23 protein-coding genes and 1 tRNA gene are annotated in these 24,369 nt (G+C 66.4%); 14 read left to right on the forward strand and 10 right to left on the reverse strand.

Features of this window, described 5'->3' with window-relative positions:
* From odhB to lpdA, 3 genes are all read left to right on the forward strand, one after another.
* Window positions 1-747 (forward strand): 2-oxoglutarate dehydrogenase complex dihydrolipoyllysine-residue succinyltransferase (gene odhB / locus QQK63_RS08830; RefSeq protein WP_284283197.1); only part of this gene is annotated, 747 nt, incomplete at its 5' end.
* A 49-nt stretch (window positions 748-796) separates the two neighbouring features.
* Window positions 797-1,198: an MAPEG family protein gene (locus QQK63_RS08835; RefSeq protein WP_277824369.1), complete on the forward strand. Its 402-nt coding sequence runs from the start codon at window positions 797-799 to the stop codon at window positions 1,196-1,198.
* A gap of 110 nt (window positions 1,199-1,308) precedes the next feature.
* Window positions 1,309-2,697 carry a dihydrolipoyl dehydrogenase gene (lpdA, locus tag QQK63_RS08840; RefSeq protein ID WP_277824371.1) on the forward strand — a complete coding sequence of 463 codons (1,389 nt, stop codon included), beginning with the start codon at window positions 1,309-1,311 and terminating at the stop codon, window positions 2,695-2,697.
* 100 nt (window positions 2,698-2,797) lie between these two features.
* Here the strand turns inward: lpdA and QQK63_RS08845 are convergent, their stop codons facing one another.
* A complete protein-coding gene (locus QQK63_RS08845; protein ID WP_277824373.1) occupies window positions 2,798-3,451 on the reverse strand; it encodes a GntR family transcriptional regulator in 654 nt (217 codons plus the stop codon).
* Window positions 3,445-4,182 carry a M48 family metallopeptidase gene (locus QQK63_RS08850; RefSeq protein ID WP_277824375.1) on the reverse strand — a complete coding sequence of 246 codons (738 nt, stop codon included), beginning with the start codon at window positions 4,180-4,182 and terminating at the stop codon, window positions 3,445-3,447. Before QQK63_RS08850 ends, QQK63_RS08845 begins: the two co-directional genes overlap by 7 nt.
* 105 nt (window positions 4,183-4,287) lie before the next feature.
* On the opposite strand from QQK63_RS08850, the gene QQK63_RS08855 reads away from it, so the two are divergent.
* Together QQK63_RS08855 and QQK63_RS08860 are read left to right on the forward strand one after the other, a co-directional pair.
* Window positions 4,288-4,629, forward strand: coding sequence for a TIGR02300 family protein (locus QQK63_RS08855; protein WP_277824377.1), 342 nt, complete (start codon window positions 4,288-4,290; stop codon window positions 4,627-4,629).
* A 120-nt stretch (window positions 4,630-4,749) separates the two neighbouring features.
* Window positions 4,750-4,825 (forward strand) — tRNA-Ala (locus QQK63_RS08860).
* Window positions 4,826-4,882: 57 nt separating this feature from the next.
* On the opposite strand, the gene QQK63_RS08865 is transcribed toward QQK63_RS08860, so the two are convergent.
* From QQK63_RS08865 to truA, 3 genes are all read right to left on the reverse strand, one after another.
* Window positions 4,883-5,209 carry a YnfA family protein gene (locus QQK63_RS08865; protein WP_277825902.1) on the reverse strand — a complete coding sequence of 109 codons (327 nt, stop codon included), beginning with the start codon at window positions 5,207-5,209 and terminating at the stop codon, window positions 4,883-4,885.
* Window positions 5,210-5,397: 188 nt separating this feature from the next.
* The gene (locus QQK63_RS08870; protein ID WP_277824379.1) at window positions 5,398-7,605 is read right to left on the reverse strand and encodes an NADP-dependent isocitrate dehydrogenase; all 2,208 of its coding nucleotides are present in this window, start codon (window positions 7,603-7,605) and stop codon (window positions 5,398-5,400) included.
* Between the two features lie 140 nt (window positions 7,606-7,745).
* The gene (gene truA, locus QQK63_RS08875; RefSeq protein WP_277824381.1) at window positions 7,746-8,513 is read right to left on the reverse strand and encodes a tRNA pseudouridine(38-40) synthase TruA; all 768 of its coding nucleotides are present in this window, start codon (window positions 8,511-8,513) and stop codon (window positions 7,746-7,748) included.
* Window positions 8,514-8,648: 135 nt separating this feature from the next.
* Here truA and QQK63_RS08880 point away from each other — a divergent pair, with 135 nt between their 5' ends.
* The 5 genes from QQK63_RS08880 to ileS all read left to right on the forward strand — a co-directional run bounded on the left by QQK63_RS08880 (window position 8,649) and on the right by ileS (window position 16,042).
* On the forward strand, window positions 8,649-10,064 hold the full coding sequence (locus QQK63_RS08880) for a YcjX family GTP-binding protein (RefSeq protein ID WP_277824383.1): 1,416 nt from the start codon (window positions 8,649-8,651) through the stop codon (window positions 10,062-10,064).
* Between the two features lie 94 nt (window positions 10,065-10,158).
* Window positions 10,159-11,160, forward strand: coding sequence for a YcjF family protein (locus tag QQK63_RS08885; RefSeq protein ID WP_277824385.1), 1,002 nt, complete (start codon window positions 10,159-10,161; stop codon window positions 11,158-11,160).
* Window positions 11,157-11,888 carry a gamma-glutamylcyclotransferase gene (locus QQK63_RS08890; protein WP_277824387.1) on the forward strand — a complete coding sequence of 244 codons (732 nt, stop codon included), beginning with the start codon at window positions 11,157-11,159 and terminating at the stop codon, window positions 11,886-11,888. The genes QQK63_RS08885 and QQK63_RS08890 overlap by 4 nt, the downstream gene beginning before the upstream one ends.
* A 31-nt stretch (window positions 11,889-11,919) precedes the next feature.
* Window positions 11,920-12,861, forward strand: a complete 942-nt coding sequence (locus QQK63_RS08895; protein WP_277824389.1) for a DMT family transporter — start codon at window positions 11,920-11,922, stop codon at window positions 12,859-12,861.
* Between the two features lie 214 nt (window positions 12,862-13,075).
* Window positions 13,076-16,042 carry an isoleucine--tRNA ligase gene (gene ileS, locus QQK63_RS08900; protein WP_277824391.1) on the forward strand — a complete coding sequence of 989 codons (2,967 nt, stop codon included), beginning with the start codon at window positions 13,076-13,078 and terminating at the stop codon, window positions 16,040-16,042.
* Between the two features lie 9 nt (window positions 16,043-16,051).
* Here the strand turns inward: ileS and lhpI are convergent, their stop codons facing one another.
* Window positions 16,052-17,737 carry a cis-3-hydroxy-L-proline dehydratase gene (gene lhpI, locus QQK63_RS08905; RefSeq protein WP_277824393.1) on the reverse strand — a complete coding sequence of 562 codons (1,686 nt, stop codon included), beginning with the start codon at window positions 17,735-17,737 and terminating at the stop codon, window positions 16,052-16,054.
* A 129-nt stretch (window positions 17,738-17,866) separates the two neighbouring features.
* On the opposite strand from lhpI, the gene yghU reads away from it, so the two are divergent.
* Both yghU and QQK63_RS08915 read left to right on the forward strand, forming a co-directional pair.
* Entirely contained in the window at window positions 17,867-18,730 is an 864-nt protein-coding gene (gene yghU, locus QQK63_RS08910; protein ID WP_277824395.1) for a glutathione-dependent disulfide-bond oxidoreductase, read from the forward strand.
* A complete protein-coding gene (locus QQK63_RS08915) occupies window positions 18,727-18,960 on the forward strand; it encodes a DUF3253 domain-containing protein (protein ID WP_277824397.1) in 234 nt (77 codons plus the stop codon). The genes yghU and QQK63_RS08915 overlap by 4 nt, the downstream gene beginning before the upstream one ends.
* A 110-nt stretch (window positions 18,961-19,070) precedes the next feature.
* Here QQK63_RS08915 and ygfZ read toward each other — a convergent pair whose 3' ends face one another.
* Entirely contained in the window at window positions 19,071-19,826 is a 756-nt protein-coding gene (gene ygfZ, locus QQK63_RS08920) for a CAF17-like 4Fe-4S cluster assembly/insertion protein YgfZ (protein ID WP_277824399.1), read from the reverse strand.
* A 129-nt stretch (window positions 19,827-19,955) separates the two neighbouring features.
* Here ygfZ and QQK63_RS08925 point away from each other — a divergent pair, with 129 nt between their 5' ends.
* A complete protein-coding gene (locus QQK63_RS08925; RefSeq protein WP_277824401.1) occupies window positions 19,956-21,152 on the forward strand; it encodes a pyridoxal-phosphate-dependent aminotransferase family protein in 1,197 nt (398 codons plus the stop codon).
* 4 nt (window positions 21,153-21,156) lie between these two features.
* Here QQK63_RS08925 and QQK63_RS08930 read toward each other — a convergent pair whose 3' ends face one another.
* The 3 genes from QQK63_RS08930 to QQK63_RS08940 form a co-directional block, all read right to left on the reverse strand.
* On the reverse strand, window positions 21,157-21,342 hold the full coding sequence (locus QQK63_RS08930; RefSeq protein WP_277824403.1) for a hypothetical protein: 186 nt from the start codon (window positions 21,340-21,342) through the stop codon (window positions 21,157-21,159).
* 91 nt (window positions 21,343-21,433) lie between these two features.
* Window positions 21,434-21,829: a CopM family metallochaperone gene (gene copM, locus QQK63_RS08935; RefSeq protein WP_277824405.1), complete on the reverse strand. Its 396-nt coding sequence runs from the start codon at window positions 21,827-21,829 to the stop codon at window positions 21,434-21,436.
* 59 nt (window positions 21,830-21,888) lie between these two features.
* Window positions 21,889-23,004 carry a pyridoxal phosphate-dependent aminotransferase gene (locus QQK63_RS08940; RefSeq protein WP_277824407.1) on the reverse strand — a complete coding sequence of 372 codons (1,116 nt, stop codon included), beginning with the start codon at window positions 23,002-23,004 and terminating at the stop codon, window positions 21,889-21,891.
* Window positions 23,005-23,147: 143 nt separating this feature from the next.
* On the opposite strand from QQK63_RS08940, the gene QQK63_RS08945 reads away from it, so the two are divergent.
* Complete coding sequence (locus QQK63_RS08945; protein ID WP_277824409.1) at window positions 23,148-24,311, forward strand: alpha-hydroxy acid oxidase; 1,164 nt, start codon at window positions 23,148-23,150, stop codon at window positions 24,309-24,311.
* The last annotated feature ends 58 nt before the right edge of the window (window positions 24,312-24,369 follow it).

Consider the following 24,369-nt stretch of genomic DNA (forward strand, 5'->3'; position numbering starts at 1 on the left):
GCCCCCGCAGCCGCCGCCCCCCGCGCGCCCAGCCCGGCCGAGGATGCCGCGCGCGAGGAACGGGTCAAGATGACCCGCCTGCGCCAGACCATCGCCAAGCGCCTCAAGGACGCGCAGAATACGGCGGCGATGCTCACCACCTACAACGAGGTGGACATGACCGGCGTCAGCGAGCTGCGCAACGAATACAAGGACCTTTTCGAGAAGAAGCACGGTGTGCGCTTGGGCTTCATGTCTTTCTTCACCAAGGCCTGCTGCCACGCGCTGCGCGAAGTGCCCGAGGTGAATGCCGAGATTGACGGCACCGACATCGTCTACAAGAACTTCGTCCACATGGGGATCGCGGCGGGCACGCCGCAGGGCCTCGTCGTGCCCGTGATCCGCGATGCCGACCAGAAAAGCTTTGCCGAACTGGAAAAGGAAATCGCCGAGAAAGGCCGCCGCGCGCGGGACGGCAAGCTCTCGATGGCCGAGATGCAGGGCGGTACTTTCACGATCTCCAATGGCGGGGTCTACGGCTCGCTCATGTCCTCCCCCATCCTGAACCCGCCGCAATCGGGTATCCTCGGCATGCACAAGATCCAGGACCGGCCCATGGTCGTCGGCGGCCAGATCGTGATCCGCCCGATGATGTATCTGGCGCTCAGCTACGATCACCGCATCGTCGACGGCAAGGGCGCGGTGACCTTCCTCGTCCGCGTCAAGGAAGCGCTGGAAGATCCGCGGCGGCTCTTGATGGATCTGTGATCGTGGCGTGGCGGGCTCAAGCCCGCCACCCCCCACCCGGAGGCACACCATGACCACCGAACTCTACGTCCTGACGCTCGCCGCGCTCCTGCAGATGGTGCAGATCGTCCTCTATGCCATCGCGGGTAACCTGCAACTCGGCTCCAAGGCCGCGATGGGTCCGCGTGACGAGAAGAAGGAACTCACCGGCACAGCCGGCCGCCTCCAGCGCGCGATGAACAACCACTTCGAGGGGCTGATCCTGTTTGGTATCGCGGTCGTGGTCGTCACGCTTTCGGGCCGCTCCTCGCCGCTCACCGAAATCTGCGCCCACGCCTATCTCGTCGCGCGCATCCTCTACATTCCCGCCTATGCGCAGGGCCTAGTCCCGTGGCGCAGCCTGATCTGGGCCGTGGGCTGGATCGCCACCCTCGTCATGCTGCTCGCAGCCCTCTTCGGGGCGGCTGGATGACGCCTTTTTCCCGGTGTCCGGTGTAACTACGGACGCACTACAGATACACTACGGCTTCACGACAGGATCACGACAGGATCACGACAGCCGTTTCCCGACAGGAGGACCCCATGTCCAGCTATGACGTCATCATCATCGGCTCCGGCCCCGGCGGCTACGTCTGCGCCATCCGCTGCGCGCAACTCGGCCTGAAAACCGCCGTCGTCGAAGGCCGCGAGACGCTCGGCGGCACCTGCCTCAACATCGGCTGCATCCCCTCCAAGGCGCTTCTGCATGCCTCCCACCAACTCCATGAAGCGGAACACAATTTCGCGAAAATGGGGCTCAAGGGCAAGGCGCCCACGGTCGACTGGAAACAGATGCTCGCCTACAAGGACGACGTGATCGGTCAGAACACCAAGGGCATCGAATTCCTGTTCAAGAAGAACAAGATAGACTGGCTCAAGGGCTGGGGCTCCATCCCCGAACCGGGCAAAGTCAAGGTGGGTGATGATGTCCATGAGGCGAAAAACATAATCATCGCAACGGGTTCCACGCCCTCGACCCTTCCGGGCATCGAGGTGGACGAGAAAATCGTCGTCACCTCCGAAGGCGCACTCTCCCTGCCCAAGATCCCCAAGACCATGGTGGTGATCGGCGCGGGCGTCATCGGGCTGGAGCTCGGCTCCGTCTATGCCCGCCTCGGCACCGAGGTTCAGGTGATCGAATTCCTCGACCACATCACCCCCGGCATGGATGCCGAAGTGTCCAAAACCTTCCAGAGATTGCTTGCAAAACAAGGGCTTGGCTTTACCCTCGGCGCCGCCGTCCAGACGGTGGAAACCGCCAAAGGCAAGGCGAAAGTCACCTACAAACTGCGCAAGGACGACAGCACCCATACGGTCGAGGCCGACACCGTGCTGGTCGCCACCGGCCGCAAACCCTACGTCGACGGGCTGGGGCTCGAGGCGCTTGGCGTCAAGATGACCGACCGCGGCCAGATCGCCACGGACGGCCATTATGCCACCAATATCAAGGGCATCTACGCCATCGGCGACGCCATCACCGGCCCGATGCTCGCCCACAAGGCCGAGGATGAGGGCATGGCCGCCGCCGAAGTCGTCGCAGGCAAGCATGGCCATGTGAACTACGGCGTGATCCCCGGCGTGATCTACACCCACCCCGAGGTCGCCAGCGTCGGAGAAACTGAAGAAAGCCTTAAGAAATCGGGCCGTTCCTTTAAGGTCGGTAAATTTTCCTTCATGGGCAACGGTCGGGCCAAGGCCAATTTCGCGGGCGACGGCTTCGTCAAGATCCTCGCCGACAAGGACACCGACCGCATCCTCGGTGCGCATATCATCGGGCCGATGGCAGGCGATCTGATCCACGAGATCTGCGTGGCGATGGAGTTCGGCGCAAGCGCGCAGGATCTCGCCATGACCTGCCACGCGCATCCCACCTATTCCGAAGCGGTGCGCGAGGCGGCACTGGCCTGCGGCGATGGGCCGATCCATTCTTGAACGGGGCTAACCCCCGTCTCTGTTTCAAAAATATCCCGGGGGTCCGGGGGCGTCGTCCATTGTTCTCGAACCAATAGCCCACAATGAACGACCCCCGGTCCTACCCTGCCAAAAGCCGCAACCCTTGCGTCACATCGGCCCGCACGGCCAGCCGCAGCCCCGGCTCGTCCCCCGCCTTAAGTGCTGCCACGATCAACCGGTGATGCTGCGGCAGTTCCGTCCGGTTCAGTCGCCCGTAAAGCGCCCGCATGGTGGGCCCAAGTTGCAGCCAGACCGTTTCGGTCAGCGCCAGCATCGCGGGGGCCTGTGCACGCAGGTAGAGGGTGCGGTGAAATTCAAGGTTACGCTTGATATAGGCCACGGCGTCGCGCCGCGCGATCGCCTGTCCGATGGTGGCGTTGATCGCCTCCATACGTTCGATCAGCGCGGGATGGGCACGGGGCAACGCCCGGGCCGCCAGTTCAGGCTCAAGAAGTGCGCGGATGGCGGCCAGTTCCTCGATCCGTTCATTGGAAAGTTCCGGGGTCGAGGCGCGGCCCGAAGCGGACAGGAACAGCGCGCCCTCGCTCACCAGCCGCCGCACGGCTTCGCGCGCGGGTGTCATCGAGACCCCGAATTCAGCGCCCAAGCCGCGCAATGTCATCGCCTCGCCCGGTCCGACTTCGCCATGCATGATCCGGGTCCGGAGCGCGCGATAGACGCGGTCATGCGCGACGGCGGCTCCGGTCTCGGTCGGGCGCGGGTTCATCAGCATGGATCGGCCTCCGCCAGATCGAATCGGAGCGCCTGCAACTCTGCGCCGTGGCGGCGCAGCCAGTCACGATGTTCGCGGAAATCGGGACGCAGGCGCGCGCAGACCCGCCAGAAGGCGTCGGAATGGTTCATCTCGACCAGATGCGCGACCTCGTGGGCGGCGACGTAATCGAGGACGGCGGGCGGGGCCATGATCAGCCGCCACGAGAACATCAGATCGCCCCTAGAGGAACAGCTGCCCCAGCGGCTTTTGGGATCGCGGAGGGTGATCTGGCCATGGCCGCGGCCAAGGGCTGCGGCATGGGCGGCCACCGACCGCGTCAGGCGTTCGCGCGCAAGCGCGGTCAAAAGCGCCTTGATCCGCGGCCCTTCGCGCGGCCCCGGCGGTACGGATATGACCCCGTCGGCAAAGCGCGCGGCGCGGCCTGCGCCAGCCACGACAGGGCGCGGCACACCGCAGACGGGCACCTCGGCCCCGATGCGGACCTGCGCCGGCACGGGAGCCGTGGCGAGGTGGTGGCGCACCCAATCCTCGCGCGCACGCAAGAATTGCAGCGCTTCCGCCTCGGATGCCCAGAGCGGCAGGGACAGGCTGACCCGGCCATCGGCACGCGACACGCGCAGGCTGTAGCGCGTCGCCCGGGCCGAGCGGCGCAGCGCCACCTCGACCGGCGGATCGCCGGGAAGGACATGGGTGAGACTGCGTGATTTCGACACCGGATCGCCCGTCATGTTCGTCCCGCGACATGGCCCGCGCGGACGGGGTTTGACACCATCCCTGCACTATGGCAGACGACCGCATCCAGCGATACCGCAGAGTTATTTTGAGGGGATGCAATGCCCAAAGAGGAATGGGGCGTCAAGCGCGTCTGTCCCACCACCGGCAAGCGGTTCTATGACCTTGGCCGCACGCCGATCATCAGCCCCTACACCGGGGAGGTCGTGACGCTCGACACCGGCAAGGGTGGGCGCAGCCTCGTGGCCGACAAGGCCGAAAAGAAGGTCGCCAAGGATCTCGTCACGGATGACGAGGATCTGGTTCTCGACGACGACATCGAAATCGATGACGACGATGCAGATGTCGACATCGACGATGATGACGTTCTGGACGATGACGATGACGGCGATACCGTCGCGTTGGACGACCTGGCCGACGTGCCCGGAAACGACGACGACTGACCGCGGCAAAGCCGGGTTACGGGGGAGGGAAACCATGCGTTTTCCGCTTGCACGCCCCCCCGCCCTCGCTTAAACCGCCGACCACTCGACGGGGCGTCCGCGCCCCCTCGACCCAAGAACGGGGCCTTAGCTCAGCTGGGAGAGCGCTTGCATGGCATGCAAGAGGTCAGGGGTTCGATCCCCCTAGGCTCCACCAAATCCCCCTGTAAAATCTAAGTGGCGTGAGCTGCTCTTGGGGCTGGCATCTGCGCCGTCAGGCTGCGCGGGGACCGAGCAGGATGACGAGGCAGCCCGCAAGGCACAGCGCGCCGCCCAGCGCGTCCCAGCGGTCGGGGCGCAGCCCTTCGACCAGCCAGAGCCAGCCCAAAGCGGCAAGGATATAGACGCCGCCATATGCGGCAAAGGCGCGGCCCGCCGCCTCGCTCTGCGCGAAGGTCAGCGCCACCGCGAAGGCGATCAGCGCGGCGAGGCCCGGCACGAGCCACCAAGCCGAATATCCAAGCCGGAGCCACGCCCAGAACGCGAAACAGCCTGCGATCTCGGCAAGGGCGGCGATGACGAAGGCGATGGCGGTCTGCATGTCCTGTCCCAAGGCCCCCTGCCCCTGGTCCGATCCCGTCACTGTCCCGGTCCGCCATGGGGCATGTCGTGGGTCCGGACGCGGGATCGGGCCAGCGTGACGCGGCGCGCCGCGCCGTGCAAGGCGGAGAATGGCGAAAGCCCCGGCGTGGGCCGGGGCTTTCTGTGGTTCGGGTCTCGGGCGAAGTGTCAGCCGATGATCGCGTTCAGCGTGGCCGAGGGGCGCATGATCGCCGCGGTCTTGACCGGATCGGGGTGGTAATAGCCGCCCTGATCCACAGCTTTGCCGCGCGCGGCGTGCAGTTCGGCGAGGATCGCCGCCTCGCCATCGGCCAAGGCCTTGGCCACCGGGGCGAAATGGGCGGCGAGGTCCGCATCCTCGGTCTGGGTGGCCAGCGCCTCGGCCCAGTAGCGGGCGAACCAGTAGTGGCTGTCGCGGTTGTCGGGTTCGCCCGCCTTGCGGCCCGGGCTGCGGTCATGGTCGAGGATGCCTTGCGTGGCGGCATCGACCGCGTCACCCAGCACCTTGGCCTTGGCGTTGCCCTTGGTCTGCGCGAGAAAACGGAAGCTTTCGCCCAGCGCGCAGAATTCGCCCAAGCTGTCCCACCGCAGGTGGTTTTCGCCCTGCAGTTGCTGGACGTGCTTGGGGGCCGAGCCGCCCGCGCCGGTTTCGAACAGGCCACCGCCCTGCATCAGCTTGACGATCGAGAGCATCTTGGCCGAGGTCGCAAGCTCGAGGATCGGGAAGAGGTCGGTCAGGTAGTCGCGCAGCACGTTGCCGGTGATGGCGATGCAATTCTCGCCCTTGGTGATGGTTTCGAGGCTGGCGCGGGTGGCTTCGCGCGGCGCCATGATCTCGAACCGGTCGGCGACGCCCTTGGCTTCGAGGATCGGCTTGACCATGGCGATGAGCTGCGCGTCATGGGCGCGGGTCTCGTCGAGCCAGAAGATCGAGCGATAGCCGGTCAGGGCCTGCCGTTCGATGGCGAGGTTGACCCAATCCTCGATGGGCGCCTTGCGCGCGCTGGCCGAGCGCCAGATGTCGCCCTTGGCCACCTTGTGCTCGTGCAGGATCGTGCCGTCCTCCAGCACCATGCGGACCACGCCGTCGGCGGGGATTTCGAAGGTGGTGGGGTGGGAGCCGTATTCCTCGGCCTTCTGCGCCATCAGCCCGAGGTTCTGGACCGTGCCGGCCGTCGCCGGGTTCAGCTTGCCGTTCTGTTTGAAGAATTCGACCGTCTCGTCGTAGACCGGCGCATAGCAGGTGTCGGGGATGACGCAGACGGCATCGTGTTCCTTGCCATCGGGGCCCCAGCCCTTGCCGCCCGCCCGGATCAGCGCGGGCATGGAGGCGTCGACGATCACGTCCGAGGGGACGTGCAGGTTGGTGATGCCGCGGTCGCTGTCGACCATGTAGAGCGGCGGGCGGTCGGCCATGCAGGCCTCGATCGCGGCCATGATGTCGGCCTCGCCCTTCACGCGGTCCAGGAGATCGCCGAGGCCCGAGTTCGGGTTGACGCCCAAGGCCGCCATGCGGTCGCCGAACGCGTCGAAGACGGGGGCGAGGAAGACGCGCACGGCATGGCCGAAGATGATCGGGTCGGAGACCTTCATCATCGTCGCCTTGAGGTGCAGGGAGAACAGCGTCCCCTCGGCCTTGGTGCGGGCGATTTCCTGCGCGAAGAAGTCGGAGAGCGCGGCGGCGCTCATGTAGGTCGCATCGACCACGGTGCCTGCCGGAAAGCTGACGCCGTCCTTGAGCACATGTTCGCTGCCGTCGGCGGCGGTCAGGACGATCCGCGCCTTGGCGGCGGCGGCGAGCGTGGCGGAGGTTTCATTGGCGCGGAAATCGCCGCCCGCCATGGAGGCGACGCGGGTCTTGCTGTCGCGGGCCCAGTCGCCCATGCGGTGCGGGTTGGCTTGTGCGTATTTCTTGACCGCCGTTGCGGCGCGGCGGTCGGAATTGCCCTCGCGCAGGACGGGGTTCACGGCCGAACCCTTGATCGCGTCATAGCGGGCGCGGGCGGTTTTCTCGGCATCGGTCGCGGGGGTTTCGGGGTAATCGGGGATGGCGTAGCCCTGCCCCTGCAATTCGCGGATCGCGGCGACCAGCTGCGGCACGGAGGCCGAGATGTTGGGCAGCTTGATGACATTGGCCTCGGGCGTCTTGACCAGATCGCCGAGGATGGCGAGGTCGTCGCTGATGCGCTGCTCGGGCGTCAGGTTCTCGGGGAAGGCGGCGAGGATGCGGCCGGCAAGCGAGATGTCGCGGGTGCCGACGCTGACGCCTGCGGCGGAGGCGAAGCTTTGGATGATCGGCAGGAGCGAGGCCGAGGCGAGCTCGGGCGCTTCGTCGACCTTGGTGTAGATGATGTCGGGCGTGTTCTGGTCGGTCATGGGTGTCCCTCGGGAGGCTCAGGAATTTTGGTATGCAATAGTACACCGAAATCGCCGCGTCCAGCGTGGACAGGGTCCGAGGGGGCGAGACCAGATGCCGCGCCACCGGGCAACGCGCGCCGCGGCGGATTTGGCGCGCCTTAGGCGAAGACGTCCTGCGGATAGCCCACGCCGGTGAGATAGAGCCCCTCGGGCGGGGCGACGGGGCCGCAAGCCGCGCGGTCGGCGGCGGCAAGGGCGGTGGCGACATCCGATGGCGTCCAAGATCCCGCACCGACCCGTTCCAGCGTGCCGACGATGGAGCGGACCTGGTTGTGGAGAAAGGAGCGCGCGCGCAGGTGGAAGCGGATTTCCTGTGCATCGGGGCGGGCGACCTGTTCGACCGTCACCTCGTCCAGCGTCTTGACCGGGCTTTGCGCCTGACACTGGACGGCGCGGAAGGTGGTGAAATCATGCAGCCCCACGAGATGGCGGGCCGCCACCTGCATCGCGGCCACGTCGAGCGGATGCTTGACCAGCCACGCCTGCCCCCGGTCATGCACCAAGGGCGCGCGGCGGCAGATCACGCGATAGGTGTAGCGCCGTTCAATGGCCGAAAAGCGCGCGTGCCAGTCGCCGGGCACGGCGGCGCAGGCCAGAACCGCGACGGGGGCGGGTTTCAGGTGCCAGTTCAGCGCCTCGGACAGGCGGAACGGATCCCAGTCGCGGGACATGTCGCATTGCGCCACCTGCCCCGTGGCATGGACCCCGGCATCGGTCCGGCCCGCCGCCGCGATGGAGGGCACGTCCGGTTCGAGCGCGGCAAGCGCCGCCTCGACCGCGCCCTGTACGCTGGGCTGGCCTGTCTGTCGCTGCCACCCGGCAAAGGGCGCGCCATCATATTCGAGTTTCAGAGCATAGCGGGGCATGGCCGGCACATAGGCGCAAAGCGCGCTCCGCGCCAAGGGGGAAGCGCAGGGACAATCGCCCCCTCGCATTGACCCGCCCCGATGCTTACTGTCAGGGAGCACGTGCAGGAAAAGTACAGGACAGGGACCGCAGCCTTGGTCATCGGAACCATCGCCGACGCCGTGGGACGGCAGATCGAGGGCGCGGCACGCGGGGTGTCGGGCCTGTTGTTCGAGCCGGTGATCCGGCTGGGCGTCACCGGCCTGAGCCGGGCCGGCAAGACGGTTTTCATCACCTCGCTGGTGGCCAACCTGTTGGACCGGGGGCGGATGCCCGGGCTGGAAGCCGCGCGGTCGGGACGGATCGAGGCGGCCTATCTGCAACCTCAACCTGACGACACCGTGCCGAGGTTCGACTTCGAAAGCCATCTGGCAGCCCTGACCGGCCCCGCGCCGCATTGGCCCGACAGCACACGGTCGGTGTCGGAATTGCGGCTGTCGCTGAAGGTGCGGCCCAAGGGGATGCTGGGCGGGTTGTCGGGCCTGAGGACCGTGCATCTGGATATCGTCGATTATCCGGGCGAATGGCTGTTGGACCTCGGGCTTCTGGAACAGGATTTCTCGGGCTGGTCGGCCGAGGCGCTGGCGCGGGCGGAAAAGCGACCCGAGGCGGAGGCGTTTCGCGCGCGGCTGGAGACCATTGACCCTGACGCACCCCTGTCCGAACCGGCGGCGGCGGCATTGGCGCGTGACTGGACCGCCTATCTTCTGGCGGCGCGGGACGCGGGCTATGCCGATTGCACGCCGGGTCGGTTCCTGTTGCCCGGCGATCTGGAGGGATCGCCCGTTTTGACCTTCGCGCCGCTGCCGCCGTCGCGGGCCCCGCGCGGATCACTGGCGCGGGAATGCGCGCGCCGGTTCGAGGCCTACAAGGCGCAGGTCGTGAAGCCGTTTTTCCGCGCGCATTTCGCCCGGATCGACCGTCAGGTGGTGCTCGTGGACGTGCTGGGCGCGATCCATGCCGGGCCCGCCGCGCTGGAGGATCTGCGGCAGGCGATGGCGGGCATCCTTGGGGCGTTTCGGCCGGGACGGTCGGCGTTTCTGTCGGCACTTTTGGGGACGCGGCGGGTGGACCGGATCCTGTTCGCCGCGACCAAGGCCGATCATCTGCATCACGAACAGCACGACAGGTTGGCCGCGATCATGGCCGCGCTGGTCGCGGACGCACGTCGCCGCGCGGATTTCGCGGGCGCCCAGACGCAGGCCATGGCGATTGCCGCGCTGCGTGCCACCGTGGAGGAGCGGCGGAGCATCGACGGCACCGAGATGGGCCTTGTGCGCGGCATCCTGATGGACAGCGGACGGCAGGCGGCGCTTCATCCGGGCGATCTGCCCAAGGATCCCGCCGTCCTGTTGCACCCGGCGCGCGAAGGTGCGGACCAGTGGCTGGGCGGCGATTACGGCGTGATGCGGTTCGCTCCCGCGCCCCTGACGCTGCGCCCCGGCGAGGGGCCGCCGCATATCCGCCTTGACCGGGCGGCGCAGTTTTTGTTGGGGGATCGGCTGGGATGAGCGGATGCTATGACAGCGAAGCTTGGGGGGCGCTGCCCCCCGGCGCCTGCGGCGCCTCCCCCCGGAGTATTTCGGAAGCAAAGAGGGCAAGAGGATGATCGACCGCAAGGGCCCCGTGCTGATCGAACTGGAGGAGGTGCAGGCGGGCGGGCCGCAGGATGCGCCCCCGGTGCCCGACGCGGCAGAGCTGCCGCAGGGACAGGCGATGCAGATGGTCGCGACGCTGGGCGCGCGGCGGCCGAACCGGCTGATGCGGCTGTTCTGGAGTGCGGTCCTCGGGCTGGCGGGGCTGGTTTTGTCGCTCTCGGCTTGGGATTTCGTCACCGGGCTTCTGGCGACGCGGCCTGTGCTGGGCTGGGTCGCGGCGGGCCTTGTCGGGCTTGTCCTGATATGCCTCCTCGGGATCGCGCTGCGAGAGGCCGCGGCCTTTGCCCGGCTCGGGCGGCTCGACGGGCTGCGGCGGGAGGCGGAGGCGGCGCTGTCTTCGGGCGATCTGGCGGCAGCACGACGGGTGGTGGGGCGGCTTGAGGCGCTTTACCGCGGACGGGCGCGGCTGGAGCTGGGCCGGGCAGAGCTTGCGCGGCAGGACGGAGAGGTGTTCGAGGCGGAGACGCTGCTCGCGCTGGCCGAGGCGCATTTGTTGGCGCCGCTCGACGCCATGGCGCGGGCCGAGGTGGAGGCGGCGGCGCGGCAGGTCGCGACGGTGACGGCGCTGGTGCCCATCGCCTTGGCCGATGTGGTGGCGGCGCTCACCGCGAATATCCGGATGATCCGGCGCATCGCCGAGATCTACGGCGGGCGGTCCGGGACGCTGGGCTCGGTCCGATTGCTCCGGGCGGTCCTGACGCATCTGGTGGCGACGGGAGCGGTCGCGATCGGCGATGACCTGATCGGGTCAGTGGCGGGCGGCTCGATCCTGTCCAAGGTCAGCCGCCGCTTTGGCGAGGGGGTGGTGAACGGGGCCCTGACGGCGCGCGTGGGTGTGGCCGCGATGGAGGTCTGCCGCCCGCTGCCCTTTGGCGAGGGGCGGCGGCCGGGCGTGGGATCCCTGGTCAAGCGGGCTTTGACCGGGCTTTTCGGGCAGGCAGGGGCATGAGCGATCCGTTTCGGCATCATCCGGGGCTGAAGGGGCGGATCAAACCCTTCGCGGAGTCCTATTTCCGGACCATCACCACCGAACAGGTGCGCGCGACGCTGGCCGAGAGGGGCCTGCCCGACAGTTTTCCCTTTCACCCCGATGCGGTGCGGGAAGGGTTGCGGCGGGAGGCCTTGGCCGGCCATGCGGGCGATCTGTGGGTTTTTGCCTATGGCTCGCTGATCTGGGACCCGGCGCTGGATTTCGCGGAGGTACGCCGCGCCCATGCGCCGGGACATGCGCGGCGGTTCATCTTGGTCGACCGGCATGGCGGGCGCGGCACGGCGGAGGCGCCGGGGCTGATGGCGGCGCTGGACCACGGGGCGGGCTGCGAGGGGGTCGCGTTTCGCATCGCAGCCGACAAGGTGGACCGGGAGACCGAGATCCTGTTCCGGCGCGAGATGATCGGGCCGGGCTATCACGCGCGCTTCATCCCCGTGGAGATCGCGGGGCGGGCGGCGCGCGCGCTGAGTTTCCTGGCCGATCACGACGACCCGTCCATGGAAGGCGATATCGCGCGGGCGGTGCAGGTGCGTTACGCCGCGACGGGGGTGGGGTTTCTCGGCACGAGTTACGATTACCTTGCCAGCACCGTCGCGCATCTGGCCGAAGTGGGGATCGAGGACGAGGACGCCAGCGCGCTTTTGGAGGACGTGCGGACCTATCGCGACGGGCGGGCCGGGGCGTGACAATCGCGCGGGCGCGCGGCAGGAAGGGCGCATGAGCCAGAGCCAGACCGACCGACCGCTTTTGGGCATCGTCTTGATGCTGGGCTTTTGCGTGCTGATCCCGTTTTCGGATGCCTTGGCCAAGCTGTTGGGCGGGATATTCCCGCTGGTGCAGCTGATCGTGATCCGGTTCGCGGCGCAGGCGGGATTGCTGCTGCCCGTGGCGCTGGCGCGGGGGGCGGTGATCTTTCCCTCGGTCCGGGTGGTGCGGCTGGCGGCCTTGCGGGCGCTGTTGCAGATCGGGGGGATCGGGATGATGTTCTCGGCCCTGCGGTTCCTGCCCTTGGCGGATGCGGTGGCCATTGCCTTTGTGATGCCCTTCATCATGCTGGTCCTTGGGCATTACGTCTTGAAGGAAGAGGTGGGGCCACGGCGGATGGCGGCCTGCGCGGTGGGCTTTGTCGGCACGCTGATGGTGGTGCAGCCCAGTTTCGCCGCCGTGGGCTGGCCCGCGCTGTTGCCGCTGGGAGTGGCGGTGATCTTTGCGCTGTTCATGCTGGTGACGCGCCAGATCGCCAAGGACATCGATCCCATCGCCTTGCAGGGATTGGGCGGGATTTTGGGATTGCCGCTGCTCTTGCCGCTGTTGTTCCTGCCCGAGTTCGGGGGAACCCCGCCGCTGATCGGGTGGGTCGCGCCGCCCGATGCGGGGGCGTTGTGGCTGTTGGTGGCCTTGGGGCTGACGGGAACCTTCGGGCATCTGTTGATGACATGGTCGCTCCGCTTTGCGCCGGCGGCGACGCTTGCGCCGATGCAATACCTTGAAATCCCGGTGGCGGCGCTGGTCGGGTTGGCGATTTTCGGGGAATTCCCGAACGGGCTGGCGCTGGCTGGGATCGGGGTCACGATCGCCTCTGGCCTCTATATCGTCTTCCGGGAACGCAACCTGAGCCGGGCCGCGCGGGTCACGACGCCCGCACCCCCCGCCGGGTGATGCGGGTCACCCCCTTGGGGCAGGATCGTCTTTGCGGATTGAGCTTGGTGCGGTGGCGTCCTATACTGCCGTGCATGGAACAGCGTTCGATCATCATCATTCGAATTAGCCGCCCGGCGCTCTGACCCCCTGAGCCGCCGGGACATAGGTGCTTGAGCTATCGCACCGCCCCTTCTATTCCCCGAACCGATCCGACAGATGAGGAGCGCCCGCGATGTGCGCCGATACGACGACAGACGTCGACTACAAGGACACGCTGAACCTGCCCAAGACCGAGTTCCCGATGCGCGCGGGCCTGCCCCAGCGCGAACCGGGCTGGCTGGCCCGCTGGGAGGAGATCGGCGTCTACGACCGCCTCCGCGACAAGGCCAAGGATGGCACGCGCAAGCCCTTTACCCTGCATGACGGCCCTCCCTACGCCAACGGGAACCTGCATATCGGCCACGCGCTGAACAAGATCCTGAAGGACATGGTGGTGCGAAGCCAGCAGATGATGGGCCGCGATGCCCGCTACATCCCCGGCTGGGACTGCCACGGCCTGCCCATCGAATGGAAGATCGAGGAAGCCTACCGCGCCAAGGGGCAGGACAAGGACAAGATCGACGTCGTCGACTTCCGGCAGGAATGCCGCCGCTTTGCCGAGGGCTGGATCGACGTGCAGCGCGAGGAGTTCAAGCGGCTGGGCGTGACCGGGACATGGGACAAGCCCTACCTGACCATGGATTTCCACGCCGAGCGCGTGATCGCCGAGGAATTCCAGAAATTCCTGATGAACGGGTCGCTCTATCAAGGGTCCAAGCCCGTGATGTGGTCGCCCGTGGAAAAGACCGCGCTGGCCGAAGCGGAGGTGGAATACCACGACCGCCAGACGGATGCGGTTTGGGTGCCTTTTGATGTGGTAGGCAGCAGCTACCTCGGGATCGCCGAGACCAACGAAGCGTCCCACGCCGATATGTTGCGGCATCAGGACTTGAAGACATCGAAGGTCGTCATCTGGACAACCACGCCGTGGACGCTCCCCCAGAACCGCGCGATCTGTTTCGGCCCGGATATCTCATATGGCCTTTACGAGATCACCGGCACGCCTGCGGAAAGCTGGGCCAAGACCGGCGACCGTTACCTGATCGCGGACAAGCTTGCGCCCGAGGCGCTGGCGGCCATGCGGCTGGAGCCCACGATGCACCGCCGCCTGCGCGATGTGACGGCCGGGGAACTGGCCGCGCTGACCTGTGCCCATCCCTTGCGCGGGGCGGAAGGTGCGGCCGGCGAATGGGATTACGATGTCCCGCTTTTCCCCGGCGATCACGTGACCGACGATGCGGGCACGGGGTTTGTGCATACCGCGCCCAGCCACGGCGACGACGATTTCGAGATCGGGCGCAAGCATGGCTTGGCCATGACCTACAACATCCTCGACGATTCGTCCTTCCGGCCGGACCTGCCGTTCTTTGCGGGCGAGCAGATCATCAAGCCAAACGGCAAGCCGGGCGATGCCAACAAGGTGGTGATCGACAAGCTGGTGAGCCTTGGCAAGCTGCTCGCGCGCAAGCGGATCACGATCAGCGATGCGCATTCGTGGCGGTCGAAAGCGCCCGTTATCCGTCTGAACCGCCCACAGTGGTTTGCCGCCATCGACAAGCCGCTGGGCGACGGGATGGACCAATACGGCGAGACGATCCGGACGCGCGCCCTGACCTCTATCGACAAGCTGGTGGAATGGACGCCCAAGACGGGGCGCAACCGGCTTTATTCCATGATCGAGGCGCGGCCCGATTGGGTTCTGTCGCGCCAGCGCGCCTGGGGCGTGCCGCTGACCTGTTTCATCAAGAAGGGTGCGCAGCCGACCGACCCCGATTTCCTGCTGCGCGACCCGGCCGTGAATGCCCGCATCCTCGAGGCTTTCGAGGCCGAGGGCGCGGATGCCTGGTACAAGCCCGGCGCGAAAGCCCGCTTCTTGGGGAACGAATACGACCCCGAGGCATGGGATCAGGTCTTCGACATTCTCGACGTGTGGTTCGATTCCGGGTCCACCCATGCTTTCGTGCTGCGCGACCGGGAAGACGGGTCCGAGGACGGGATCGCGGACCTGTATCTGGAGGGCACCGACCAGCACCGGGGGTGGTTCCATTCCTCGATGTTGCAGGCCTGCGGCACGATCGGGCGCGCGCCCTATCGGGGGGTTCTGACCCACGGTTTCACGCTGGACGAGAAGGGCATGAAGATGTCCAAGTCCATCGGCAACACCGTCGCCCCGCAAGAGGTCATCGACCAATACGGCGCCGATATCCTGCGGCTTTGGGTGGCGCAGTCGGACTATACCGTCGATCTGCGGATCGGGCCCGAGATCCTGAAAGGCGTGGCCGACAGCTATCGCCGGTTGCGCAACACGATGCGGTTCCTGCTGGGGTCGCTGGGCGATGTGACGGCGGCGGATCGGGTGGAGCCGGCCGATATGCCGGAACTGGAGCGCTGGGTGCTGCACCGGTTGTCGGAACTGGATGAGACCGTCCGCAAGGGCTATGCCGCCTATGATTTCCAGGGCGTGTTCCAGGCGCTGTTCAACTTTGCCACCACGGATCTGTCGGCTTTCTACTTCGATATCCGCAAGGATGCGCTCTATTGCGACGGGGATACGCCGCGCCGCAGGGCTGCGCGGACGGTGCTGGAAATGCTCTTCGAGCGGCTGACCACGTGGCTGGCCCCGGTTCTGGTCTTTACCATGGAAGAGGTCTGGCTGGACCGGCATCCGGGCGATGCGTCGAGCGTGCATTTGCAGGATTTCCCGGAGACCCCGGCAAGCTGGCGCGACGAGGCGCTGGCGGCGAAATGGGCCGATATCCGGCGGGTACGCCGGGTCGTCACCGCCGCACTGGAGGTACAGCGCCGGGACAAGGTGATCGGTGCATCGCTGGAAGCGGCGCCGCTGGTGCAGATCGCCGATCCGGCGCTGGCCGCGACCATCAAAGGCGTGGGGATGGATGACCTGTGCATCACATCGGCGCTGAGCGTGATGGAGGGCGAGCCGCAAGACGACGCCTTCCGGCTCGACGATCCGGGCATCGGCGTGGTCTTTCACAAGGCGGATGGCGAGAAATGCCAGCGCTGCTGGAAGATCCTGCCCGACGTGGGCAGCCATGCGCATGCGGGCGTCTGTGGACGCTGTGACGAGGCGCTGGGTTAAAGGGACGGCCTAACCCAACCAAACGGGGGGCGCGGCATCCGCGCGCCCCGTCACCGCCGCCTCGGCACAGGCCGTGATACTGCCGAAGCGAACGGCCCGCGCGCTGAGGCCCGGCGCGTAATGGGCGTATTTGCCGGAATTCGTCATAAGCGTTCGGGCGCTTGGCGGGAAGACCGGCTCGGTGATCGAACACCAGCAGAGGTCGGGGATGATTTGCGCGCCTGCGGCCTGCAACCGTTCAAGGAGACCCCCGGCCCGCGCTGCCTCCAGCACGTCGCGGCCCACGGTCAGGATCGCGGCGACACCCTCTGCGCAGGACCGTCCCGCAAGCGCGGCGTCGAAGGCGCGGACCTCGGAAAGCGAGGCATGGGGGCTGCCGATGGCGATGAGTTCCACCGCGTCTGGCCCCTGGTTGAATTCGGCCCATGCGGCGGCGATGTCGGATTTGGTGATGCGCAGGATTGGCGCGCCGGGGCGGGGTGGTAGATCGCCCTCGGGCGTCACGCCCGCGACATGCAAAAGCGCCGAGGCCGAGGTGGTGCCGAAGGCCGCGCAGAGCGCGCGCAGATCATCGGGGGTAGGGGAAAGCCCATCCAGCCCCCGCAAAAGCGGCACGCGGTCAGGCGCGCGCAGACCCGCGAGCCAGCCCAGAAGCGGCCAGAGCGCATCATCCGCGCCTGCGGGCGCGTCTATGTCGATCACCACCTCCGCCACCCGGTTGGCATCCAGATAGACGCCCGTTTCCGGCGCGCGGCCCGTCATGGCGATGAACAGGTCGAGGTAATCGGGATGCTTGGCCGTGCGCGCACCAAGGACGGAATTGGCGTAGATGACGGCATTGGATTCCGACCAGCCGATGACCTCGCCTTTCGCGGGGACGGAAACGCCCTGATAGGGGGCGCAGGTGAAGGTGGGGGCGACGCCCATGGTGACATAGGCCTCGGCCAAGCGGCTGGCCTTGGACCCGAAAACGGGCGGCACGCCTTGATCGCGCCAGCCCTGCCGGTCGACCGAAATGGCGTTGATCGTGGTGGGGATGGCGACCTGTGCGCCCATGTCGGCCATGGCTTCGGCAAAGATCAGGTTCGCGTCATGGGCGAGGATGCAGCCGTCGATATGGCCGCGCGTCACGTCGATGAGGCGCGAGGCCCCTTGGGCGGCGGCCATGGTGCCCAAGATCTCTTGGGCCAGTTGCACGGCCCGGCCCGAGGCCCCGGAGAGGCGGGCTTGGTCGTTTGCATCAAGGGCCAGATCGTCCGGCGTGACCGGAGACAGCGGCAGATCGAGCGCCCCCGCGATCAACCGGTTGCCGGTGATCGTGGCGCGGGGTTCGCGGGCAAGGGCGGCGTAGCTGTTGGGCGTCAGGCGCAGGACGGCCAAGGGCTTGTCGAACATGCGCGCGGCGATGAGCGCGCCGAGCGTCAGAACCTCCTCCGCCTCGCGGAAGACGAAGGCGGCGGGCGCATGGCCCGAGAGTGCCAGTTGCAACAGGACGCCGCTGCCCGAACAGGAGCCACGGCTGGTGGGCATCAGGACGATCCGGCCGGCAAGATCCTGACGATGGGCTTCGTGATGGGCGTCGATCACCCGGCCGGTGCCTGGATCGACACCGCCCCAGAAACTAAGCCCTTCCGAGCAGGCGACGATCGCGCCTTCGGCCTCTGCGGCAAGGATGATCTTGTCGGTTCCCGGCATCTTGGCCCCCGTCGTTTCAGGCCACGCTGACCTGCGCAGGGACGTTGTGCAAGTACGCGTGTTGGGGAATCGCGCCGGCGCGCCTATGTCGTGGGTCGACATGCAGTTCAAGCGACAGGGACCAACACGATGACCGAGACCTATACCCCCCCGAAAGTCTGGACCTGGGACAAGGAAAACGGCGGCAAATGGGCGGGCCTGAACCGCCCCATCGCAGGCCCGACCCATGACAAGGACCTGCCGGTGGGCAAACACCCGTTCCAGCTTTACTCGCTGGCCACGCCCAATGGCGTGAAGGTCACGGTGATGTTCGAGGAATTGCTGGCCGCAGGTCACGCGGCCGAATACGACGCTTGGCTGATCAAGATCGGGGATGGCGACCAGTTCGGGAGCGGCTTTGTCGACGTGAACCCCAATTCCAAGATCCCCGCCCTGATGGACCGCAGTGGCGAGACGCCGGTGCGGGTGTTCGAGTCGGGCGCGATCCTGATGCATCTGGCCGAGAAATTCGGCGATTTCCTGGGTCGGCCCGAGGAACGGCCGGAGCTGTTGTCGTGGCTCATGTGGCAGATGGGTAGCGCGCCTTACCTTGGCGGCGGGTTCGGCCATTTCTACGCCTATGCGCCCTATCCGATGGAATATCCGATCAACCGGTTCGCCATGGAGGCCAAGCGCCAGATGGACGTGTTGAACCGGCATCTCGAAGGGCGGGAATGGATGCTGGGCGACAGCTACACGATCGCGGATATCGCTATTTGCCCGTGGTACGGGCGGCTGGCGCTGGGCGAGGCCTATGACGCGGGCGAATTCCTGTCAGTGCAGGATTATCCCCACGTCATCGCTTGGGCCGAGCGGTTCTTTGCCCGTCCCGCGGTGCAACGCGGGCGGATGGTGAACCGGACCTATGGCCCGCCGGAGACGCAGCTGTGGGAACGCCACGACGCGTCGGATTTCGACACCAAGACGCAAGACAAGGTGAAGGCGGCGGAGTGATCCCGGACGCGGAAATCGCTGCGGCGCTGATGGAACTGGCGCATCGGCGGGGGCCGCGCGCCAGTTTCTGCCCGTCGGAGGCGGCGCGGCTTTTGTCGCCCGATTGGCAGCCCCTGATGGCAGAGGTGCGGCGCGTGGCGGCGGGCCTTCCGCTTGTGGCCACACAGGGCGGCGTGTCAGTGGATTTGCGCAGCGCAAGGGGGCCGATCCGGCTGCGGCTGGCGGAATAGGGCTAAAACCTGAACGTATGCGTGCGGGAAAACGGCAGTTTTCCAATGCGCTTCACCGGGACGCGCAGGGATTTCAGAAACCGGATCGCTGCACAGGCTTGCCCACAGGGTCAGGCCGGGTTCCATGTCACTTTCGCATCGCCCGCCGTCATCGGCTCCCCCGCGCGGTCAAAGCGCAGATAGGCGATGCCCTGCCCGCCCGCCTGCGTGTAGAGGACGCCCGCCTCACGGTCGCCGGCCATGATGGGCGTGCCGACCGGGGCCGCGCCTGTGACCGCGACCGTCACCAGACCTTTGCGCAGTTCGGTCTTGTGTTTCATCCGGGCCGTCACCTCTTGGCCGACATAGCAGCCCTTGCGGTGATCGACGCCCGACAGCCGGTCGAACCCGGCCTCGAGGATATAGGTGTCGTCGGGGACCAGCTCGATCCCGGTTTCGGGGATGCAGGCGGCGACGCGGATCGCGTCCCAGTCGATGGCCGGATCGCCGCCTTCCATCCCGTAGCCGCGCCAGCCGAGGCTGGGGTCGCGCGGATCGGCAAAGGCGCCATCGGGGGCATTCCCGAGACCGCGCACGACGGAAAGCCCGCTGTCCTCGATCGTGGCATCGGCGCGCAGGCGATACATGGCGAGACGCTGCGCGAGCTTGGGGCCGAAATCGGCCTTGACGTCGAGCAAGATGTCATCGCCCCGGTCGAGCAAGAAAAAATCGACCAGATACTTGCCCTGCGGCGTCAGGATCGCGGAATAGGCCAGCCCCGCGCCCGGCGCGGGGACATCGCGCGTTACGAGACCATGCAGGAATTTGACGCGATCCGCGCCGCCGATCCTGAGAACCATCCGGTCCGTCGCCTGTTCGCCCGGCATCATCACCTCCGTTGAATGCGCATCGCACAGCTAATCATGGCGCGCGGCCCTGCCAAGCCGCCGGGGCCGATTGACCCTGACCCGGCCGCGAATTACCCCTGATCCGTCCGTGACCGAGGGAGCCCCGACATGAGCCTTGCCAATGGCCGCCATTACCTAGCGATTCCGGGACCTTCGGTCATGCCCGACCGGGTTCTTCAGGCGATGCACCGGCCCGCGCCGAACATCTACACCGGCGAGATGGTGGAACTGACGCATAGCCTTGTCCCCGATCTGAGGGCGGTGGCACGCACCAAGCATCATGTCGCGATGTATATCGCCAATGGTCACGGGGCGTGGGAGGCGGCACTGGTCAACACGCTGTCGCGGGGCGATCGCATCCTGATCCTTGGCACCGGGCGGTTCTGTCTGGGTTGGGGCGAAATGGCGAGCGCCATGGGCGTCGACGCGCAGGTGATCGATTTCGGCCAACGCTCCGACATCGACATGGCCCGCGTGGCCGAGGTTCTGGCGGCCGACACGAACCATGGGATCAAGGCGGTTCTGGCGGTGCAGGTCGATACCTCGACCAGCGTCAGGAACGACATTCCCGCGCTGCGCCGCACGCTGGACGAGGCGGGGCATCCCGCGCTTTTGTTCTCGGACAATATCGCCTGCCTTGCCTGCGACGAGTTCCACATGGACGATTGGGGCGTCGACGTGATGGTCACGGGCAGTCAGAAGGGCCTGATGACGCCACCCGGCATGGCCTTTGTCTTTTTCAACGACAAGGCGGATGCGGCGCGCGGGCGCGCGAACCTCGTGACCCCCTATTGGGATTGGCGGCCGCGCGTCGAACCCGACGAATACTACAAGTATTTCAACGGCACCGCGCCCACCCATCATCTGTACGGGCTGCGGACCGCGCTCGACATGATCAAGGAAGAGGGGCTTGAGAATGTCTGGGCCCGGCATGCGACGCTGGCGCGCGCCGTTTGGGCCGCGGTCGAGGTCTGGGGACAGGCAGGCCCGGCCCGGCCCAACATCGCCGCCGAGACCAAGCGCAGCCATGCCGTGACCACGGTGAATTTTGGCGCGGGCAACGGCCAGCGCCTGCGCGACTGGATGACGGCGAATGCGGGCGTCACGCTGGGCATACCGCTGGGAGGGGTTGAAGGTGCCGATGGCCGGAAAGAGGATTTCCTGCGCATCGGGCATATGGGCCATGTGAATGCGCATATGGTTCTGGGCCTTTTGGCGGGGCTTCAGGCGGGGATGGCCGCGTTGCAGATCCCGCATGGGCCCACGGGGCTGGAAGCCGCGATCAACGTCATCGCCGAGGGCTAAGGCCCTAGCGCCGGAAGGCGTGCAGCCTGTCGTCTCGCGCCGCTTTGCGGACGGCGGCCAGTTGGCCGTCGCGCTGTCTTTCGGCAACGCGCAGGAGCGAGCGCGTCAGCATGGCGGCGAGGATCACGCCCAAGGGGCCGGTCAGAACCCCCAGAACAAAGAGCGCAAAGACCGTCAGGGCCAGCGCCAAGGTCTAGTGCAGGCGAAAGGCGGTCATGGCGTAGCCCCGAGGGTTCACATCCCCGGGGCGGATAGTGCCATTTGTTGCAGGCTAAGGCCGCTCAGTATCCGTTTCGCGCCAGCCAGTCGCGCATCCACGCGATCTCGGCCTCCTGTGCGGCGATGATCTGTTCTGCCAATTCGCGGGTTTCCGGATCGTCGCCATGCTCCAGCACGATGCGTGCCATGGCAACCGCACCTTCGTGATGAGGGATCATCCCGCGGATGAAATCGGCATCGGCGTCGCCCGTGTAGGTGATGTTCATATCCCCATGCATCGCGTCATTGGCGGCGCGAAATGCATCCTCGGCAGGGCCGGTCGAGGCCGTGGTGTCATGCATACCGTGGCCGCCATGGCCCCCGTGACCGCCGTGGGACATCTGCGCCGCTGCTGGTCCGATGGCCAGCAGGGTTGCGGCAAGGGCTGCAAAAGAAAGACGGCGGGCGCGTTGCGTCATGATGAACCTCTCCTGATCAACAATTGTGCTATCGAGGCTTCCAGTTCCCGGAACGCAACTCACGACAGCGTGACCTGCGCCTCGGCCAATGCACGGGGCAGAGCCTTGGCAATCAGGGCGAGATCGGCCTGGGTTCCGGCGGAAATTCGGATGCAGCGGTCCTGCGGCGGGGTGAAGGGCATGCGCACGAAAATGCCCTGCGCGACCAGCGCCGCCAGAACGGCACGGGCAAAGGCCCCGTCACGGCCACAATCGACGGTGACGAAATTCGTGGCCGAAGGTAGCGGCGTCAGGCCGTTGTCGCGGGCGATGGCGGCAATCCCGTCCCGGGCGGCGGCAATGCGGGCGACGGTCGCGCGCAGGTGATCCTGATCGGCCAGCGCGGCCAGCGCGCCCGCCTGTGCCACCCGGCCCAAACCGAAGTGATTGCGGATGCGGTTGAAGGCGGCGATGAATTCGGATTCGGCCAGCGCATAGCCCACGCGCAACCCGGCCAGGCCATAGGCCTTGGAAAAGGTGCGCAACCGGATGACGCGCGGGTGGGTCATGTCGAGCGGGGGGATGGCGTCGGCGGGGGCGGTATCGGCATAGGCCTCGTCCAGCGCCAGAGCCGCGCCCTCAGGCAGGGCGTCGATCATCGTCTGGATCGTGGCGGCGTCATGCCAGCTGCCCATCGGATTGTCGGGATTGGCGACATAGATCAGTTTTGCGTCAACCTCCCGCGCCTTTGCCAAAAGCGCCTCGGGGTCTTCGAGATCACCGCGATAGGGAACCTTGTGCAGTGCGCCGCCAAAGCCCGCGACATGGTAGTTGAAGGTGGGATAGGCCCCGTCGGAGGTCACGACCGCATCGCCCGGCCCGATCAGGAGCCGGACCAGATAGCCCAAAAGCCCGTCGATCCCTTCGCCCACCACGACATTGGCCGCCGTGACGCCATGATGCGTAGCGATCGCTTCACGCAGCTCGAACACCTCGGGATCGCCATACATCCACGCCTCGGAGGCGGCCTTGGCGATGGCATCGACTGCCTGCGGGCTGGGCCCGAAAACGCTTTCGTTTGCGCCGAGCCGCGCGGCAAATCCCGCGCCGCGCGCGCGTTCCTGGGCTTCCGGACCGACGAAAGGCACCGTCGCGGGCAAGGATCGGACAAGGTCGGTATAGCGGGGCTGTGTCATGGGCGATGTCCTCGGGCGTCATATTCGCGCGTCATCTGCCCAGATCACGCGGCCGGGTGCAACTGACGCATTGCACCATGCCCCCCTGCATTGGTATCAAAATTTGACCAATTTCCGGTCGCCTTGGGGGAGGAATACCGAACATGCCCGTCATCACCGAGATCGAAGACCTCAAGCGGATCTACAAGCGTCGCGTCCCCAAGATGTTCTACGATTATGCCGAGACGGGCAGCTGGACGGAGCAGACCTTCCGCGACAATTGCTCGGACTTCGACGAGATCCGGTTGCGCCAGCGCATCGCGGTGGACATGGCCGGGCGGACGACGGCCGCCAAGATGGTCGGACAGGATTACGCGATGCCGGTGGCGCTGGCCCCGGTCGGCCTGTGCGGGATGCAATCGGCCGATGGCGAGATAAAGGCCGCCCGCGCGGCGGAAAAATTCGGTGTGCCCTTCACGCTGTCCACGATGTCGATCTGTTCCATCGAGGATGTGGCCAGCCACACGACCAAACCGTTCTGGTTTCAGGTCTACACGCTGAAGGACGACGATTTCATGAAGCGGCTTTTCGCCCGCGCGAAGGACGCGAAGTGTTCGGCGCTGGTCATCACCGTGGACCTGCAGATTCTGGGCCAGCGCCACAAGGACCTGAAGAACGGCCTGTCCGCCCCGCCGAAACTGACGCCATCCTCGATCCTGAACCTCGCGACGAAGGTTCCATGGGGGCTCGAGATGTTGCAGACCAAGCGGCGGTTTTTCGGCAATATCGTGGGACACGCCAATGGGGTGACCGACCCCACCTCGCTGGCAAGCTGGACCGCCGAGGCCTTCGACCCCTCGCTCGATTGGGAACGGATCCGCGAATTCCGCAGCTGGTGGGACGGCCCCGTGATCCTCAAGGGCATTCTGGACCCCGAGGATGCGAAACGCGCGCTCGACGTGGGGGCGGATGCCATCATCGTGTCGAACCATGGCGGGCGGCAACTTGACGGCGCACTCTCCTCCATCCGGATGCTGCCGCAGATCATGGATGCGGTGGGCGACAAGATCGAGGTGCATCTCGACAGCGGCATCCGTTCCGGTCAGGACGTCCTCAAGGCGCTGGCGCTCGGGGCCAAGGGCACGATGATCGGCCGCGCCTTCGTCTATGGCCTCGGCGCGATGGGCGAGGCGGGCGTGACCAAGGCGCTGCAAGTGATCCACAAGGAACTGGACACGACCATGGCGCTCTGCGGGGAACGGGATGTGGCGAACCTTGGCCGTCACAACGTGCTGTTGCCCGAGAATTTCGCTACACGGTGGAGCTGAGGTTTAGCAACGGCATTTTTGCGCAGCATTTTAACCTTATGTTTCGCAAGGATTGTTT

Origin of the sequence: Roseicyclus marinus (genome assembly GCF_030163795.1) — a bacterium.
Classification (GTDB): domain Bacteria; phylum Pseudomonadota; class Alphaproteobacteria; order Rhodobacterales; family Rhodobacteraceae; genus Roseicyclus; species Roseicyclus marinus.